The organism is Rhodococcus sp. NPDC006774, from assembly GCF_040636045.1.
Classification (GTDB): domain Bacteria; phylum Actinomycetota; class Actinomycetes; order Mycobacteriales; family Mycobacteriaceae; genus Rhodococcoides.
In genome coordinates, this window is the sequence record NZ_JBEYIW010000010.1 from 169584 (window position 1) to 185658 (window position 16075).

Annotated in this window: 17 protein-coding genes and 1 pseudogene; 8 read left to right on the top strand and 10 right to left on the bottom strand. The window is 64.2% G+C overall.

Features of this window, described 5'->3' with window-relative positions:
- Positions 1–46: 46 nt before the first annotated feature.
- The 5 genes from ABZ677_RS17090 to ABZ677_RS17110 form a co-directional block, all read right to left on the bottom strand.
- The gene (locus tag ABZ677_RS17090; RefSeq protein WP_358371375.1) at positions 47–487 is read right to left on the bottom strand and encodes a hypothetical protein; all 441 of its coding nucleotides are present in this window, start codon (positions 485–487) and stop codon (positions 47–49) included.
- A 212-nt stretch (positions 488–699) separates the two neighbouring features.
- On the bottom strand, positions 700–2388 hold the full coding sequence (locus tag ABZ677_RS17095) for an ABC transporter family substrate-binding protein (protein WP_358371378.1): 1689 nt from the start codon (positions 2386–2388) through the stop codon (positions 700–702).
- Positions 2389–2425: 37 nt separating this feature from the next.
- Positions 2426–4327, bottom strand: coding sequence for an ABC transporter ATP-binding protein (locus ABZ677_RS17100; RefSeq protein ID WP_358371380.1), 1902 nt, complete (start codon positions 4325–4327; stop codon positions 2426–2428).
- Positions 4320–5240: an ABC transporter permease gene (locus ABZ677_RS17105; protein WP_358371383.1), complete on the bottom strand. Its 921-nt coding sequence runs from the start codon at positions 5238–5240 to the stop codon at positions 4320–4322. The genes ABZ677_RS17100 and ABZ677_RS17105 overlap by 8 nt, the downstream gene beginning before the upstream one ends.
- Before the next feature lie 31 nt (positions 5241–5271).
- Complete coding sequence (locus ABZ677_RS17110; protein WP_358371386.1) at positions 5272–6252, bottom strand: ABC transporter permease; 981 nt, start codon at positions 6250–6252, stop codon at positions 5272–5274.
- A gap of 299 nt (positions 6253–6551) precedes the next feature.
- Here ABZ677_RS17110 and ABZ677_RS17115 point away from each other — a divergent pair, with 299 nt between their 5' ends.
- Both ABZ677_RS17115 and ABZ677_RS17120 read left to right on the top strand, forming a co-directional pair.
- The gene (locus tag ABZ677_RS17115; protein WP_358371389.1) at positions 6552–7505 is read left to right on the top strand and encodes a hypothetical protein; all 954 of its coding nucleotides are present in this window, start codon (positions 6552–6554) and stop codon (positions 7503–7505) included.
- On the top strand, positions 7502–8164 hold the full coding sequence (locus tag ABZ677_RS17120; RefSeq protein ID WP_358371392.1) for a hypothetical protein: 663 nt from the start codon (positions 7502–7504) through the stop codon (positions 8162–8164). Before ABZ677_RS17115 ends, ABZ677_RS17120 begins: the two co-directional genes overlap by 4 nt.
- Here ABZ677_RS17120 and ABZ677_RS17125 read toward each other — a convergent pair.
- A complete protein-coding gene (locus ABZ677_RS17125) occupies positions 8097–9365 on the bottom strand; it encodes a DUF4185 domain-containing protein (protein ID WP_358371396.1) in 1269 nt (422 codons plus the stop codon). The two genes, ABZ677_RS17120 and ABZ677_RS17125, sit on opposite strands and share 68 nt — an antisense overlap.
- A gap of 142 nt (positions 9366–9507) precedes the next feature.
- Entirely contained in the window at positions 9508–9921 is a 414-nt protein-coding gene (locus ABZ677_RS17130) for a hypothetical protein (protein WP_094634911.1), read from the bottom strand.
- 108 nt (positions 9922–10029) lie between these two features.
- Between ABZ677_RS17130 and ABZ677_RS17135 the strand changes: the two genes are divergently transcribed.
- Entirely contained in the window at positions 10030–10362 is a 333-nt protein-coding gene (locus tag ABZ677_RS17135) for a hypothetical protein (RefSeq protein WP_094741449.1), read from the top strand.
- The gene (locus ABZ677_RS17140) at positions 10362–10802 is read left to right on the top strand and encodes a hypothetical protein (protein ID WP_358371399.1); all 441 of its coding nucleotides are present in this window, start codon (positions 10362–10364) and stop codon (positions 10800–10802) included. Before ABZ677_RS17135 ends, ABZ677_RS17140 begins: the two co-directional genes overlap by 1 nt.
- Here the strand turns inward: ABZ677_RS17140 and ABZ677_RS17145 are convergent, their stop codons facing one another.
- The gene (locus tag ABZ677_RS17145; RefSeq protein WP_358371402.1) at positions 10803–11369 is read right to left on the bottom strand and encodes a peptide deformylase; all 567 of its coding nucleotides are present in this window, start codon (positions 11367–11369) and stop codon (positions 10803–10805) included. It lies immediately after the preceding gene.
- Positions 11370–11391: 22 nt separating this feature from the next.
- Between ABZ677_RS17145 and ABZ677_RS17150 the strand changes: the two are divergent.
- The 3 genes and pseudogenes from ABZ677_RS17150 to ABZ677_RS17160 form a co-directional block, all read left to right on the top strand.
- Positions 11392–11520, top strand: a pseudogene (locus ABZ677_RS17150) (DUF2256 domain-containing protein); the annotation flags it as partial.
- 15 nt (positions 11521–11535) lie between these two features.
- On the top strand, positions 11536–11787 hold the full coding sequence (locus tag ABZ677_RS17155; protein WP_230596286.1) for a DUF3253 domain-containing protein: 252 nt from the start codon (positions 11536–11538) through the stop codon (positions 11785–11787).
- A 46-nt stretch (positions 11788–11833) separates the two neighbouring features.
- On the top strand, positions 11834–13414 hold the full coding sequence (locus ABZ677_RS17160) for a DUF222 domain-containing protein (RefSeq protein ID WP_358371405.1): 1581 nt from the start codon (positions 11834–11836) through the stop codon (positions 13412–13414).
- Positions 13415–13421: 7 nt separating this feature from the next.
- Here the strand turns inward: ABZ677_RS17160 and ABZ677_RS17165 are convergent, their stop codons facing one another.
- Complete coding sequence (locus tag ABZ677_RS17165) at positions 13422–14918, bottom strand: acyl-CoA synthetase (RefSeq protein ID WP_358371408.1); 1497 nt, start codon at positions 14916–14918, stop codon at positions 13422–13424.
- Between the two features lie 89 nt (positions 14919–15007).
- Between ABZ677_RS17165 and ABZ677_RS17170 the strand changes: the two genes are divergently transcribed.
- Positions 15008–15547: a DUF2231 domain-containing protein gene (locus tag ABZ677_RS17170; RefSeq protein ID WP_358371411.1), complete on the top strand. Its 540-nt coding sequence runs from the start codon at positions 15008–15010 to the stop codon at positions 15545–15547.
- Position 15548: 1 nt separating this feature from the next.
- On the opposite strand, the gene ABZ677_RS17175 is transcribed toward ABZ677_RS17170, so the two are convergent.
- Positions 15549–16019 (bottom strand): PASTA domain-containing protein, encoded by a 471-nt coding sequence (locus ABZ677_RS17175; protein WP_230596271.1) that lies wholly within the window; start codon positions 16017–16019, stop codon positions 15549–15551.
- Between the last annotated feature and the right edge of the window lie 56 nt (positions 16020–16075).

Below are 16075 nucleotides of genomic sequence, written 5' to 3' on the forward strand. Positions count from 1 at the left end.
CCGGAGGTGTTTCTCGGCAGTTACGAACACGCGTCGCCCCAATTGCTCAGCTGGGGTCGCTGCCGCCGATCGCCGACCACCAGAGGGCGGTGACCGCAGCAAGGAGTGCGACGGCGACGAACTCGGCGAATCCGCCTCCGTCGACGACCAGCCACAGCAGACCGATGAACGGGCCGGCGACCGCGGCGGGGGCGTCGAGCAGTATTCGGCGGCGTAGCGAGCCGAATCTGTTGCTGCGCGTGCGCAGATCGGAATCGTTGAGGCGCGGAGCATCGAGAGGTGCGCCGGGAGGCAACGACGTACGACGTCGACCCGACGGCACCGCGAGAATCCCCGGTTCCACGACAAAGGCTCGGCGGCCGAGGATCGACTTGCTCATGCGGGCATCGGCATCGGGGACGATCGCCAGCAGCCCGGTGTGAAAGTAGACGGGGTACCAGGCCCGCCCGCCGTTCTCGTTCACCTCCAGGTATCCGAGAGAACGCATACGGTGTTGAAACCGCACTCGCCGCACAGTCGTTCGCGAGGCCGCCGTCCGGGCTGATTGCCCGGACAGGAGGGCGCACCCCACCGACCACCCTGTCCAGACCAGCACGATGAGGCCAACAAACACGCTCAGTGGGGCAATGACGACAACGGTCGATGCCGCGACAACCAGAGTGATTGCCGCGGCACCGACCGGATATCCGAGACCGTGAGCTATTTCAGGAACCCGACCTTCGAGTAGTCGAGATCGCCGAATCCTGGAGCTCCGAAGTTGGCGAGATTGGACTTCGTGGCATAAGTCGATGGCCGCTGGAACATTGTCAGGCTGTGGCCCTCTGCCCAGATTGCTTCATCTGCCTTGTTGTAGTCGGCGATTCGTGCGTCGTCGTCGAGTTCGGCGGCAGCCGTGTCGAGCAGTCCGTTGATTTCCTCGGAACCGACCTGGCCGTAGTTCTGCAACATACTCCCGGGCGTCAAGCGGAAAATACCGTCACTGCTCGAGGAGTACGGCGTTCCTTCCCAGGTGAAGTGCGTGACATCGAACGCACCGACCAGAATGTACTTCTCGAAGAAGTCGTCCGACGGCACCGATTGGATGATGAGATTGGCACCGACGGCCTTGAGGTTCTGCTGGATGATCTGCGCTTCCTGCGTCGCATTCGGGGTATCGGCCGGAATGATGTCCTGCAGATCGAGCTGCTTACCGTCCTTGGATCGGAACTCCCCGTTCATCGTCCAACCGGCCGCGTCGAGTTCGGCCTTCGCCTTTTCGGGGTCGAAGGTGATGTCGCCGTTGTTGGCCTGGTAGCCCTTCTGCCCGTCCACGTAGATGTGGTTGTTCAGGACAGTCGGGCTCGAGGTGATCTGACCGAGCTGTGACGTCGCCAGGTAGTCACGATCGATCGCCTTCATCAACGCCACGCGCACTGCCTTGTCCGAGGTGATGCGTCCCGGGGCTCCGTTGAAGTCGAAGTGCCGGTACTGCGGGCCCAGGCTCTGCCGCAGGTCGACATTCGGGATACCGCGGGCAACCTTGAAAGCGTCCGCACTGCTGCCCAATTCGAAGTAGTCGATCTCGCCACTCTGCAACGCACCGATCGATGCCGTCGTATCCAGCGGCAGGTACGTGATGGTGTCGAGCACCGCTGGGTTCTCACCCCACCAGTCCGGGTTGCGCTCGGCCACAATGCGCTTGCCGCCGGGCTCGATCGTGCGGATGCGGAACGGGCCGGCAGTGGCAGGCATGGTCTCGACCGAACCGGTGTTGAACGCCTCGACACTGTTCACGGACTCCGCAGGCATCAGCGGCGAAAACAGGGAGCGCCAATCTGCGAACTTCTCGGCGAACGTCAAGGTCACCTGCTGGTCGTTCTCACCGCGCACAACGGATTCCACCTTGTCCCAGCCCGCGGTGCTGGACGCCTCGTAAGCCGGGTCCTTGCCGCTGTTCGCAGTCCATGTGGCCACGAGGTCGGTGTAGTCCAGCGACCTCCCGCTGCTCCACTTGGCCTTGGGGTTGATGTTGTAGGTGATCACCTGCTTGCCGTCGACCTCGGACTCCGTGATGTCGGTGAAGAAATCGGTCGCCGTCGTGAGGCTTGCGTCCGCAGCAGCCTTGAACGCCGCAGGCATCAACGCGGCGTAGTACCGCGCAGCGTCGACTGTGGTGCCGTCGATTTGGTAGTAGTTGTAGTTGGTCGGCACCTGCGAGAGCGGGAAATTCATGTTTCCGCCCTGCTGCAGATCGCTGATCGGATGCGGATTGATCTGCGCTCCGCTCTCGAAGGACGCAGGGGCATCGGGGTTGGGCCCGGTATCGCCGGAGCTGCAGCCCGCCACCAGTCCCACAGTGGTCACGGCCACCGCGATCGGGACCAGCGCCCGAAATAGCTTGGCTCTCATCAATTCACCTTTCTCAGTGTGCACGTAACCTGCAGGGTCAGATGGCGTCGGCCAGTGCTGCGGCCTCGGCGATCCGGGCTCGTTGGAGCACGGGATCGGGAATGGGAATGGCCTTCAACAGCGCCCGGGTGTAGGGGTCCTCGGGTGCGTCGAAGATCTGCGCCGTCGGGCCCTTCTCCACGAACACTCCGTTGCGCATCACCGCGACCTCGTCGGCGAGATGACGAACCACCGACAAGTCGTGCGAGACGAACAGATACGCCAGACCCAGCTCGTCCTGAAGATCCTGCAGCAGGTTCAGTACACCCGCCTGGATCGACACATCCAACGCAGATACCGGCTCGTCGAGAACCAGGATCGACGGCTTCAGCGCCAGCGCCCGTGCAATACCGACGCGTTGGCGTTGGCCACCGGAGAACTGGGTGGGATACCGATCTGCGAGTTCGGGACGCATCCCGACGGTGTCCATGAGTTCCCGAACGCGGCGGGTGCGCTCGTCGACCGGGACACCGTTGATCTTCAGAGGCTCGGCGATGATCTCCCCCACCGGCATTCGCGGGTCGAGCGAGCCCATCGGGTCCTGGAACACGATCTGAATGTGCGCGCGGAGCTGTCGCTGCTCGGCTCGGCTCAGGCTGTACGGCTCGACGCCGTTGATCCGGATCGAACCTTGCTGCGGCTTCACGAATTCCATGATCTCGAGCAGGGTCGTGGACTTGCCGCAGCCCGATTCGCCGACAATAGCCAGCGTGGACCCGGCGTGCACGTCGAAGCTGATCCCCTGCACCGCAGGCACTTTCCCGGCCCGACGCCGCAGAACGGATCCCTTGAACATCGGGTAGCTCTTGTGCAGATCGGTCACCGACAACACAGGAGCGTCCTTCGACACGGTCACCACCAGTTCCGCCGGAGCCTCCGACCGCGGGGCACCCTCGAACTCGGCCTCCACGGACTCGGCCGTCGCCGCTTCGATGCGGATGCATGCCGCACTGTGGTTCGCCTCGACCTCGACCAGTGGTGGTTCACCTGCGTCACAGGCGTCGATGTGCAACGGGCACCGAGGCCCGAAGGGGCACCCCGTCGGCAGGTTCACCAGCGCAGGCGGGGTGCCTTCGATCGGTACGAGCCGCTCCTGGGCCGGCCGGTCGGGGCGAGGAACCGATCCGAGCAAGCCGACGGTGTACGGCATCGACGGGTTCGCATACAGCTCGTCCACCGGCGCGGTCTCGACGGCGCGACCTGCATACATCACCATCGCCCGATCAGCGACGCCGGCAACGACTCCCAGGTCATGGGTGATGAACACGACGGCGGCACCGGTGACGTCGCGGGCGGTACGGAGCAGATCGAGGATCTGTGCCTGAATCGTCACGTCGAGGGCTGTCGTGGGCTCGTCGGCGATGATGAGATCGGGGTCGTTCGCGATGGCCATCGCGATGACGACGCGCTGACGCATCCCACCGGAGAACTCGTGCGGGTAGGACTTCGCCCGTGTCCTCGGATCTGCGATGCCGACCAGATCGAGCAGTTCCAGGGTGCGCTCGTGGACCTTGGCCTTGCTCAGTGACGGATTGTGTACGGAGATCGCCTCGGCGATCTGATCGCCGATGCGGTAGATGGGTGTCAGTGCCGTCAACGGATCCTGGGAGATCATCGCCACCGAACGCCCACGTTCACGCGACATCTCACGGTCGGACAGGCCGAGCAGTTGACGGCCGTTCAGTTCGATGGATCCGGTGACCCGCGCGGTCTGCGGAAGAAGCCCCATGACTGCCAGGGACGACACCGACTTTCCCGAGCCGGATTCACCGACGATGGCCATCACTTCGCCCTTACCCACCTGGTAGTCCAGACCGCGGACCGCGGTGACGCGCCCCTCCTCACTCGGGAAGCTGACCTCTAGTCCGCTGACCTTTAACACCGGCACAATCTCAGCCACGTGCCTGTCCCCTCGTCGAGTTCGGATCGAATGCGTCGCGAAGACCGTCGCCGACGAAGTTGGTAGCCAACACGATCAATACCAATGCGCCACAGCAGAACGCGAACAGCCACGGATACGTCAACGCGGACGAGGTACCGTCCGCGATCAGCGTGCCGAGCGAGACGTCGGGTCGCTGGACACCGAAGCCGAAGTAGCTCAAGGACGCCTCGCCGATGATGGCGATTCCCACGTTGAGAGTAACGTCGACGATCAGGATAGAGGCCATCGACGGCAGCACGTGCTTGCCAATGACACTGGCCGGTGTTGCGCCCATGTACTTTGCGGCGCGGATGAATTCGCGCTCACGCAGCGACCGCGTCATCGCTCGGATGATCCGGGAGGTGATCATCCACGCGAACGCCGCGAGCAGCAGCACCAGGATGAAGAAGCTCTTGTCGCGGAACAACGGCGAGCAGATGGCGATGACCAGGAAGCTCGGCACCACCAATAGCACATCGGCCACCCACATCAGGGCGCGATCGGTCCAGCCACCGAAGTAGCCCGCCACCGCCCCGACCACTCCGGCGAGCACCGTGGAGATCAGTGCGACGAGCATGCCGATGATCAGGGACTTCTGCAGGCCGCGCAGCGTCTGCGCCAGGACGTCCTGGCCGATCTGGTTGGTGCCGAACCAATGCCGCGTGGTCGGCGGAGAGTTCAACGCATACGCGTCGAGTTCCTCGTAGGTGAAAGGAATGAAATGCGGGAGAACGAACGCGCCGACGAACATCACCACCAGCACCACGATGCCTACCAGCGCAGGCCTGTTCCGCAGGAACCGACGAAACACCAACCGCCGCCTGGTGATCGGAGCCGTCGTCTCGCCCGGACCGTCCACGGCGGTGATCTCGGGAACCACAGGTGTTGCCATCGCCGATCCTTTCCTCGATCGAAGTGGTGGGTCAGTCCGCGTAGCGAACGCGCGGATCCAGTGCGGCAGTGAAGATGTCGGTCAACATTCCGGAGACCAGCACCGAGAGCGCGGTGAAGAGCGACACCGCGAGCGTGATGTTGATGTCCTGGCTGGTGATGCCGTAGATCAGCCAGTCCCCCATGCCGTACCACCCGAACACGCGCTCGGTGAACGTCGCACCGGTGATCACCGCACCCATACCGAACGCGAAGAGCGTCGCCATCGGGATCAACGCGGTTCGGAAGCCGTGCTTGAAGATCGCGCGACCGCGGGTGAGCCCCTTGCCGCGGGCCGTGCGGATGTAGTCCATGTTCAGCTCGTCGAGCATGGAACTGCGCATGTAGCGGCTGTAGCCACCGATGGTGAACAACATCAGCACGACGGTGGGTAGCAGCAGATGCTGTGCACGGTCGACGATTTCGTTCATCAAACCTGGCGCGAGCGTTGTCGATGTCTCGCCGGTGTACTGGAAGAACTGACTGCCCGTGCTCTGATTGACCTGCACCGCCAAGTATTTGAGCACCGGGGCAAGTACCAGGATCGGCGTACTGATGAGGATGAACGTCACGACCGTGGCGACATGATCGAAGATCTTGTACTGCCTAACCGCTCCGTACGCACCGATCGACGTACCGAGCACTGCGCCGAGGACGGTGCCGAGCACCACCAACCGCAGCGATACGAGGATACGTCGCCACAGTTCGTCGTTGACCGAGCCTGCAGCGACCGTTTGTCCGAAGTCACCGTGCAGTACTGCCCACAGCCACTTCAGGTAGCGCAACACCGGATTGTCGTCGAGGTGCAGCGCCGCGCGCTTTGCTGCGAGCACCGCGTCCGATGGGGGCGGGTTGCGGCTGAGGAGATTCGACAGCGGATCGAACGTGAGCGAGGCCAGGAGGTAGGTGAGGAACGTCGCGATGAGCAGCAAGACGACGTAGTTCAGCAACCTCCGCGCAAGATAACCGCCCACGCGCAACCACCTTCCATCGAGCACCACGGCGGTGCCCACTGGCACTGCTCTCGGCATTGTTCACACCGCGTGTTTCACGCTTGTTTCGTTAGCGGTGGAAACAGACATTCCACAAGATAGCACCAGAAATTCCACACTCGTTCATGGAAGAGAAAATACTTTCGGCGGAACGGACAAAGCGGAAATAGCGGCGTCAGAACATGTTTGGAGACATTCACCGGTACAGGGAAGGGAACTCCGACAATGCGGACAAGGCGTCGGAATAGGTGCTTCCCACTCACGTCGGTAGATTCACAACCATGCCGACAGCTTCCACACCCGACGGATTCGCCTTCGAACGATTCGACGTCACCGACGCCGGATCCATCGCCACGGTCTTCGCAGCCAAGGAACACCGAGCCGGGCTCTACGTTCTGCACTTCACCGACGGCTCGGCCTACGTGGGCGTCGCAGAGTCGGTCGCCGCGCGTTTCACGGCGGACCTCGACGCGTGGACCGACATCGAGGCACTCGACTTCGCGGCCGGAACCGCAGACCAGCTCGAGCAGTTGCAGGAACTCGTGTCGCGCCTGACCCACCTCCGCGAGCGCCCCTCGGTGCCCGGTGCGATCGGCGAGGCCCCGAGCGCAAAATCCGCACTGCCGAAGGAAAGAGCCAAGCGGGCGACACTGCTCGACACGGCAGTCGGCAAGGCGCGCAAGCAGTTCTGGGAACTCTCCGACCACATCGCGTACCCCGCCATCCGCAGCATCGTGGCCGACTACATCAACTCCTCCATACCCGACCCGGCGAACACCGCGAAGTACCTGTGGCAGATCGCTGCCCTCTCCGACAATCCCGCCGACACCGGGCCTCGACGCTTGGTGACGCTGACGTGCGGCGGCTTCGAGACGCTCCGCGTCGATGAGATCGTGCACGACGACACGATAGAACTCGACCTGCGGATCAACACCAACGTTCCGCGCGACCGCACCGACGAGCAACTCGAGGTCTCCAACGAGACAGTCAGCGCCGGGCGCGGACCCTACCGGGACGAACGTGTGTGGTCGTGGTCGATCGACCTCGGCGCGCTGCTGGAAGAGGACGTGGACGTCGACCTCGGCATCGACGACGACACGTTCGACGACCTCGCCTACGGCCTCAACGCCAGGTTGATGCGATCCGGAAACTCAACGGGCGCAGCGTCACACAACCAGGACCTCGCGACCGACCTGCTCGCCGAGGCATACCGGCAGCTCTTCGAGACCGAGTGACCGATCGGCTGTGGTACGTCTCGTACGGGTCCAACCTGCTGCGCGAGAGGTTCCATACCTACCTGACCGGGTCGGACGAGCGCTCCGAATTCGGTGCGCACCCGCCGGCACCCACCGCGTCGCCACCCGCCGAACAACGATGGCTGCGGATCGATCATGCGCTGTATTTCGCGGGAGTCTCCCGGCGCTGGACCGGAGCATCCGCATTCGTCTCGACGACGGTCGATCCTGCGAATCATTCTGTAGGGCGCGGATATCTGATCGAGCGAGCTCAGTTCGCTCATCTGGCCGCGGTCGAGAACGTCGTCGCAGCCGTCGATATCGGGGCGACAGAGACACTCGCCATCGGACAGTGGTCGCAGCTGGCAGTGGATCGCGAGGGCGAGAGCTTCCGCGGGAAATACGATGCACTGCTACGGCTTCCGGATATCGACGGAAGACCCGCCTTCACACTGACCAGTTCGACCGTGCGCGAGCCCGGCGAACCGTCGAGTAGGTATCTTTCGACCATTCGCCGCGGACTGCTCGGCGCAGACCTCGATCTGGACGTCGACGCCTACCTCGACGCGGCCATCGAACGATCGGTGCAGATCACTTCAGCGCATCGAGGTTCGTCTTCAACAGCAGTACGTTGTAGTCCGACCACCGAGAAGCAGTGAAGTACAGGTCTTTTCCGCTCGACATCGGGTGGATGAACGGCGCGTAGATGCCACCGGCCGTCTGATTGGCGTCGAGGATGGTCCTCGGAGCACTCCACGGCCCCTCCGGATTGTCCGCAGTGCGAGCGACCAGAGTGCGGGAGTTCTCGTCTCCGTACATCATCACGTAGCGGCCGAGGTAGTCGTTCCACGCAACCGACATCTCACTGACCGGGCCCTTGACGATGGCAACTGTGTCACCGACGTTCTTCGACCACTGCTTCGTCGGATCCGGATCCTGCGTCGAGTACTCGTACGCGTCGAGATTCTCGATGTCGTTCGGTGCCACTCGCGAAACGAAGGCGTCGCCGAATCGTCCGTTGGGAGTACCGAACTGGTACAGGTACTTGCCATCGCGACCCAGCACGTAGGCACTCTGCTGGAACTTGCCTTGGCTTTCGTGGACGTTGGTGAAGCCCGGGATGGTCACACCCTTGTTGACGCGAATCGTCTTGGGATCCGTCGACCAATTCTGGCCGTTGTCAGTAGATTTCGCCGTCGCGGAGTAGTTCGTGATCCAGCGCCCGGGTGTGCCCCAGCTCTGTACCGACATGTAGTTGATGTACTGGGTGTTGCCGATCGCGATGGCCGCCGTGGGGATCGTCGTGTCCTCCACGCTCGGTAGCTTTGCGCTCGAGATGATCTCGGCTGCATAGTTCGGACTGCCGGCACGCACGACGGCACCGGAGGTGTTGTCCGCAGGATCGGCCGGCCCGATCTTGATGCCCTGCGCCAAGTTCGTCGACGCCTTGTCCGACCGGAAGAGCGCGTTGCTGCGCCACTGCGCATTGCCGGAGGAGCAGTCGCCGAACGTGTCACCGAACGCCATCAGGATCTGGCCGGCACCGTTGTCCCAACTTATCCCGAGGTCGGTGCCGGACATCGCGAGGTCGTTGTAGGTGTTGTTCACGCTCTGCGGACCGGTGACCCAGGCGATGCTCTGCGTATTGCCGGTGATCCGAGGAAGCGGCCCCTGAGGGCCCTGCGGGTTCTTGCCCGACATGCCCGCGCTGCCCGACGACCCGAACAGCGGAGACGAGCCCGGCCCGCCGAGCCCACCGCACGGCTCGGCCGACACGGTGGGCGCGGTCAGAGCGCTGAGTCCGCTCACTGCCAGTGCCAGAACAGCCCCGACAGCGATCTGCCGACTACATACACGCATGGACGAACCCACCGTTTCCCGTGTGACCCACGATACTGATGTGACTGATGGGACGAGTGTTACGCAAATCTACTGATCACGCAACAAATCGGACGTGTCGGTACTTGACAAAACGCCTACGGCGAGAATGACACTCGTGTGATTAGTCGGCGATCATGCGCGCGTGAGTCGTATCCAGCGCGAGCAGCGCAGCGCCCTGCACAACGACGGCAGTGCCGTGGCCCAGCGCCTGGTCAGCAGTGATCCGGCCGCCGAACCGAGGCTTCCTCACCGCGATGTGCGCACCGGTCGCGATGTAGAGGACGTCGAGACCGGCATTGATCCACAGCAGCCGGCTCAGACTCGCAGCCGTCGGGGGCTTCGAGCTCAGCGCGCCCGCACCCGCGATCGCCAGATCGATCGCACCCCACCCTGCCGTCTGCAACCCGAACGCCCGCCGGGCAGGCGACGATCCCCGCAACGCCAACATCGTTCCGGCGAGCACACTTCCACCGCCCCACACCGCGAGAAGACGGCCGAGCCGCTGGGCAACGATGGGCGCTTCGAGTGCTGTCATGGACTCCAGTGTGCCGCGTTCGCGAGAGGAGCCGGTTCGTAACGCGCGGTCGGTTGCAGCCGATTTCATGAACACCGAGCATTCGCGCTCGAAACGAACGGAGCCACCATGCTGAAGAAGGTCCTCGCCGGAGTCGCGCTGGCGATCGGCGGCGCAGTGCTCGTCGCGCCGACAGCGTCCGCAGCACCCGACGACAACCCGTTCGGCCCCAAGGACTCGACCGCGAACTTCGTGAGCGCCTTCGACCCTGCGGCATACGGCGCAGCGGGCACGAAGTCGTTGATCGTCAGCCCGTTCGGCACGAGCCGACAGATCGACTGCTCGTCGTTTCACGGCCAGAGCTGGTGCACCCAGAACGGGCAAGCCCTGACTCAGATCCGAATCCCGGCCGGATCGTCTGAATGGGACTACCGGACGCTCTACGTCTACAACCCGTTCTGATGATCGCCGGCCGCGTCCTGTGCGGACTGGCTCTCATCGCTCTTACCGGTTGCGCCGCAACTGAACCCGAGCCGACCGTCGAGGCGGCGGTGAACGTTGCGCCGTTGTCGTTTCCACCCCCGCCGCCCTCCGTCGCGCCCACCGACATCCCGACCCCGGACGAAGCGACCGCCGTCTTCCGTACCGTTTTCGATTGGACCGCCGAACGGGGCGACCGTGCCGATGCGCTCGAGGGATCAGCGGAGGAAAACGCCGCGGTCTTCGACAGCGGTGGGATCGTGTCGGAGGTTGGTTTCGACCGCGTTTCTACCGTTGCGCCCGACAGAGTCGAGGCGACAGGAACATCACTGGGGCAACCGACGACGATCGACTTCGTTGTGTCGGATGGCCGCTGGAAGCTCGAACGATCGACGGCATGCGCTCTCACCGGGGCCTGCTGATCACCAACCGAACGGGTCGGAGTCGGACCCGGGCAGCCAGCTGCTGCCGGGCCCGGTCCATCCTCGGGCCTTCATCATCTTCTTCGCAGCGCGCTGATTGCGGCCGATCAGGCGATCGAGGTACAGGTGACCGGCCAGATGGTCGGATTCATGCTGCAGACACCGAGCCAGGTAACCGTGGCCCTCGACCGACACAGGAGTGTTCACCACATCGACACCGGTCACGCGGGCCCAGTCCGCACGGCCGGTCGGGTACCGCTCCCCAGGAACCGACAGACACCCCTCACCGTCTTCGGGGTCAGGCATCGTCTCCGGGATCGCCGACGTCTCGAGCACTGGATTGACCACGTGCCCGCGATGGCGGACTCCGCCGTCCTTCAGGTCGTAGACGAACACCGCACGCGGGTCGCCGACCTGATTGGCGGCGAGACCGGCACCATGCGCCGCAGTGTTGGTCTCGAACAGGTCCTCCACGAACGCGGCCAACTCCGCGTCGAACACGGTGACGGGTTCGGCGACCGTCGTCAGCCTCGGGTCACCGGCAATGAGAATGGGTCGAATCGCCATGCGACGAGGTTACTGTCGAAGCATGGCTCACTCCCGTCGCTCCCCCACGGCTCACCCCGCGGACAAGGTCTGTGCATCGTGCGGGCGGCGAATCGAATGGCGCAAGAAGTGGGAGAAGAACTGGGATGACATCAAGTACTGCAGCGACGCATGCCGGCGGCACAAGGTGAGCACCACCGACAAGGAACTCGAAGACAAGATCCGTTCTCTGCTCGACGCCCGATCCCGCGACTCCACGATCTGCCCTTCCGACGTCGCACGCGCCCTGTCCGACGACGGTTGGCGGGAGTTGATGGAACCGGTTCGCCGCGCGGCTCGACGCATGGTCGACGCGGGAGAAGTCGAGATCACCCAGAAAGGATCCGTCGTCGATCCGTCGACCGCGAAGGGCCCGATCCGCATTCGTTGGAAGCGTTGACCGGCGTCGCGGAAACGTGTCGGTGGGTGGGTATAGCTTTCGTGGGGTGAAGACATGGGGGGATGTGTTCGAGCTCGGGGACCAAGAATTGGTCTCCGAGCTGGCCGACGTTGCCTCCCTCGAAAACGCGCTCGCTGCAACGAGATTGACGCTGCTGGCGGAGATGGACCGACGTGGTTTGGCGATGAAACTCGGGCACTCGTCGGTCACTCGGTGGTACGCGCGATCGGTGCGGATCACCGACGGGTCCGCTGCCCGTCAGATGGAGCTGGGTCAATGGCTCACCGAGTGGCCGAGCGTGTCGAACGCCCTCGCAGGTGGTGACATCCACGCCGCGCATACCTCGGCGATCGCCGACGGCTACGCCACCGTGGTGGTCGCCGACCCCACCCTCGACGAGCAGCGCCGTGACGCTGTCGTCGCGGAACTGCTCGAGACCGCGATGCGCAGCACCGCCGGGCAGGTCACCTCCCGTGCGCAAGCTCTCGCGCACTCTGCGGCCGACGACGCCAGAGCCCGACACGAGCAGGCCGAGAAGCAACGACGAGAACAGGAACAAGAACGGGAACAGGCGAGCCGAGCTGATGCCGGTGGCGCGGGTGATGCAGCTGGCACCGACGATGCGGATGGTTCGGGCGATGCAGGTCGGTCAGGCGAGCCCGAACCTGCTGGGCCCGCACTTGTTCCGCCGGGGCCGCCGCCGGTTCCGGTGTCGGAGAACCCGGAGCTGAACCGATTCGACGTTCATCCGCTTGCCGATGGTCGTTTTCAACTCGGCGGCAACGTCGACCGGTTGATGGCAGAGAAGCTGCTCACGGCGTTGTCGCCGTTGACTGCCCCGCGCCCGGGTCCCGGTGGTGAGCGCGACCCGCGTGGTCCGTCGAAGCGGCGGGCCGACGCGCTCGATCAGATCCTCGACCGGCACCTGCACGGCAGCAGCCGCGGATCGTCGGGCGGGTCGCCAGCGTCGGTGCACCTGATCGTCCCGCTGCGGGAGTTGCTCACCGATAGTGGTAGAGGCCGATCCGCATGCGCACCAACGGGTTCGAGGTCACCCGCGGCCGATGCCACCGCCCGAACCGATGATGCCAACACGAGTCCCAACGGTGCGGGCGGCGGTCACCGTGTCAGCGGGAGCAGTGCTGGTGCCGGTGACCATCGCGGGCAGAAGTCTGCGCCCGAGCCCGGTGATGCCGAGTGGCCGTTCCACTTCGACTGGACCGGGCCGATCAGTCGCTCCCTCGCCGAACTTCTCACCTGCGACGCCGACCTGACCCCCGTCATCGTCGACCACCACGGCGTCCCGCTCGCCCTCGGCCGCACCACCCGCCTCGCCAGCGACGACCAACGCATCGCTCTGACCATCCGCGACACCTGCTGCGTGATGTGCGGCCGCCCCGCACAGTGGTGCCAAGCCCACCACGTGAAATTCTGGGAACACGGCGGCCACACCGACCTGAACAACCTCGCTCTGGTCTGCGGAGAATGCCACCGCCTCGTCCACCACGGCGACTGGCAACTGTTCATGGGCGACGACGGACACCCCTACGCCATCCCACCCGAATCCGTCGACCCCTCGAGACGACCCATCCCCAGCTACCACCGACGAAAACGGCGCGCAGCCTGACAACAGGTCAGCTGCGCAGCTCACGCTTGAGCAATTTTCCGCTCTGATTGCGCGGCAATTCGTCGACGAAGGTGATGGTCTTGGGCACCTTGAACGGCGCTATCCGACCCTTCACATGGTCGATCAACACCTGCGACGACAACTCACTGCCGTCCTTGAGCACGACAACAGCCGTCACCGCCTCGATCCACCTGTCGTCGGGCGTCCCGATCACCGCGACCTCGGCGACCGCCGGATGGGTGTAGATCGCATCCTCCACCTCGCGTGACGCGACGAGAATGCCGCCGGTGTTGATGACGTCCTTGATCCGGTCGACCACGGTGATGAAACCCTCGGCGTCGCGTGTCACCAAGTCGCCGGAATGAAACCACCCATCCGAGAACGCATCTGCCGTCGCCTCCGGTTTGTCCCAGTAGCCGTCGCACAGCTGAGGAGAACGGTAGAGAATCTCCCCGGGCTCGCCGTCCGGCACATCGTTGCCGTCGGCATCGACGACGCGGGTCTCGACGAAGAACACCGCACGTCCGCACGACGCCGGCCGCGCCTCGTGCTCCTCGGGCTGCAATACCGTTGCCAGCGGACCGATCTCGGACTGCCCGAAGCAGTTGTAGAACTCGATGTCCGGGTACCGCTCACGTAGCCGAGTGAGCACGGTGACGGGCATGATCGACGAACCGTATTGTGCCTTCTTCAGCGACGAGAGGTCGCGCGTGGGCAGGTCGGGGTGATTGGCGAGCGGAACCCACACCGTCGGTGCCAGGAACAGAGACTTGATCTTCTCCTCTTCGATCCGGCGCAGGATCTCCGGAACGTCGGGCCTGCGCATCAAACGGACCGTGGCACCCACCGACAGATACGGCAGCATGAACACGTGCATCCCCGCCGAGTGGTACATCGGCATCACGAGCAGCGGATCGTCGTCCTGGGTGAACCCGAGCGCGATGACGCACGAGACGTACTCCGCGACGAGTGCGCCGTGAGACATCATCGCGCCCTTGGGTTTCGACGTCGTTCCCGAGGTGTAGAGCAGCTGAGCGAGGTCGGTCGAATCGGCGGCGGGTTCGAGTTCGGAGCCGTCGCCGTCCGTGCCCAGTACATCGGGAAGTGAGATCACGTGCTCGATCGTCAGGTCTCCGCGAACGGAGTCGAGGGTGGCCGTCAACGCCGGGTCCACGAGAACCACGCGGGAGCCCGACTGGTCGAGCATGTACCGCAATTCGTCGCCCACCAGCGCGTAGTTGATCGGAACGTGCACCAATCCGGCTCGCGCACAAGCGAGGAACGCGACGACGTACGCGTCCGAGTTGACGCCGTACGCCGCCACACGGTCACCCTTGTTCAATCCCAACGCGATCAGTCGTCGGGCGGCGCGGGTGACCGCGATATCGAGTTCTCCGTAGGTGTGACTGCGTCCCTCGAAGGTCACGGCGAGACGGTCAGGAAATTTCGCGGCCGACCGTCGCAGGACGCCGTCGACGGTGTTCACTCGTGTTCCGCTGCTCATCACCCGACTTTATAGGACGTCCAAGCATCTCGTCCCGTGTTTGGCTGCCCTTACGGTTCGCGCAGCGTCAGCGGGGCATGCGGCAAGGCATGAAGACGAAACAAGCACTCGACAGCCTCGAATCGGCGTCCATTCTCGACGGTGCCGGCAACGCGATCAACGGCGTTCTCGCGCCCGCCCTCGACGACAGCGCCGTCGGTGGCGCACTGAGGGGACGGTGGATCGGTCACCCCATCCACCCGGCTCTCGTCAACGTCACCATCGGCAGCTGGACGAGCGCAGTCGCCCTCGACCTGATGAATCACCAATCGAGGGCGAGCAAGCTGGTCATCTCCCTCGGGCTGGCATCCGCACCGGCAGCCATCGCCACCGGCTGGGCGGACTGGTCGACGATGAACACCCGCCAACGACGCGTCGGGATGATCCACGCGGCCTCCAACGCGACCGGCGTCTTCCTCTTCCTCGGCTCGTACATACGTCGCCGGAACCAGACCGATGGCATCGCCAAGGCGCTGGCTGCGGCCGGTCTGGCGACAGCCAGCGTCGGCGGCCTCATCGGAGGCCACCTCGCCTACAGCTCGACCGAGCAGGAACCGGCTCCAGCAGGCAAGCACAGCATTCGCCGGTAGTTCAGCAGTTGCTGGGCTCACCGATCTTCACCGCGGACAGCAGAGCATCCCCCTCACCGATCAGCGTCCCTGCGGGCGGATCCTGCGCCACGACAATCCAGTTCGAGTCGTTGACCTGCATCCGACCTTCGCCGGAGGCATCGGCGCTGCGGGAGTAGAAGACACCGGCTGCCTGGATCGCATTCTGCGCGGACTGCAAATTCATGCATACGACCGGAGGCATGGCAACGAGGACCGGCGCGGCCGGCTCCGATGCGGACGGCTCGGGCGCAGTGGTGTCCGGAAGGACGATCCTGTCGACCGACGTCGGCGCGATAGCCGCTGGGGTTGCCGTTGCCTCGACGGTCACCGTCCGGACTTCGGTGCGCACTTCGGGCTCGGTGGAGTCCTGCGATCCGCAGCCCGCGAGGACGATCGCCGGGAGGGCGAGCACGATGGCCGATCGCACGCGGAAACGACTACTACTGGTCATGAATACCTTTCGACACGACCGATCGCCTGATGCAACCGGCGCCCATGTGAGATCGC

What these genes read in the sequence shown, in the direction of transcription:
- ABZ677_RS17090 (WP_358371375.1), bottom strand. Translation starts at nt 487, where the DNA reads ATGCGTTCTCTCGGATACCTGGAGGTGAACGAGAACGGCGGGCGGGCC.
- ABZ677_RS17095 (WP_358371378.1), bottom strand. Translation starts at nt 2,388, where the DNA reads ATGAGAGCCAAGCTATTTCGGGCGCTGGTCCCGATCGCGGTGGCCGTG.
- ABZ677_RS17105 (WP_358371383.1), bottom strand. Translation starts at nt 5,240, where the DNA reads ATGGCAACACCTGTGGTTCCCGAGATCACCGCCGTGGACGGTCCGGGC.
- ABZ677_RS17115 (WP_358371389.1), top strand. Translation starts at nt 6,552, where the DNA reads ATGCCGACAGCTTCCACACCCGACGGATTCGCCTTCGAACGATTCGAC.
- ABZ677_RS17125 (WP_358371396.1), bottom strand. Translation starts at nt 9,365, where the DNA reads ATGCGTGTATGTAGTCGGCAGATCGCTGTCGGGGCTGTTCTGGCACTG.
- ABZ677_RS17130 (WP_094634911.1), bottom strand. Translation starts at nt 9,921, where the DNA reads ATGACAGCACTCGAAGCGCCCATCGTTGCCCAGCGGCTCGGCCGTCTT.
- ABZ677_RS17135 (WP_094741449.1), top strand. Translation starts at nt 10,030, where the DNA reads ATGCTGAAGAAGGTCCTCGCCGGAGTCGCGCTGGCGATCGGCGGCGCA.
- ABZ677_RS17140 (WP_358371399.1), top strand. Translation starts at nt 10,362, where the DNA reads ATGATCGCCGGCCGCGTCCTGTGCGGACTGGCTCTCATCGCTCTTACC.
- ABZ677_RS17145 (WP_358371402.1), bottom strand. Translation starts at nt 11,369, where the DNA reads ATGGCGATTCGACCCATTCTCATTGCCGGTGACCCGAGGCTGACGACG.
- ABZ677_RS17165 (WP_358371408.1), bottom strand. Translation starts at nt 14,918, where the DNA reads ATGAGCAGCGGAACACGAGTGAACACCGTCGACGGCGTCCTGCGACGG.
- ABZ677_RS17170 (WP_358371411.1), top strand. Translation starts at nt 15,008, where the DNA reads ATGAAGACGAAACAAGCACTCGACAGCCTCGAATCGGCGTCCATTCTC.
- ABZ677_RS17175 (WP_230596271.1), bottom strand. Translation starts at nt 16,019, where the DNA reads ATGACCAGTAGTAGTCGTTTCCGCGTGCGATCGGCCATCGTGCTCGCC.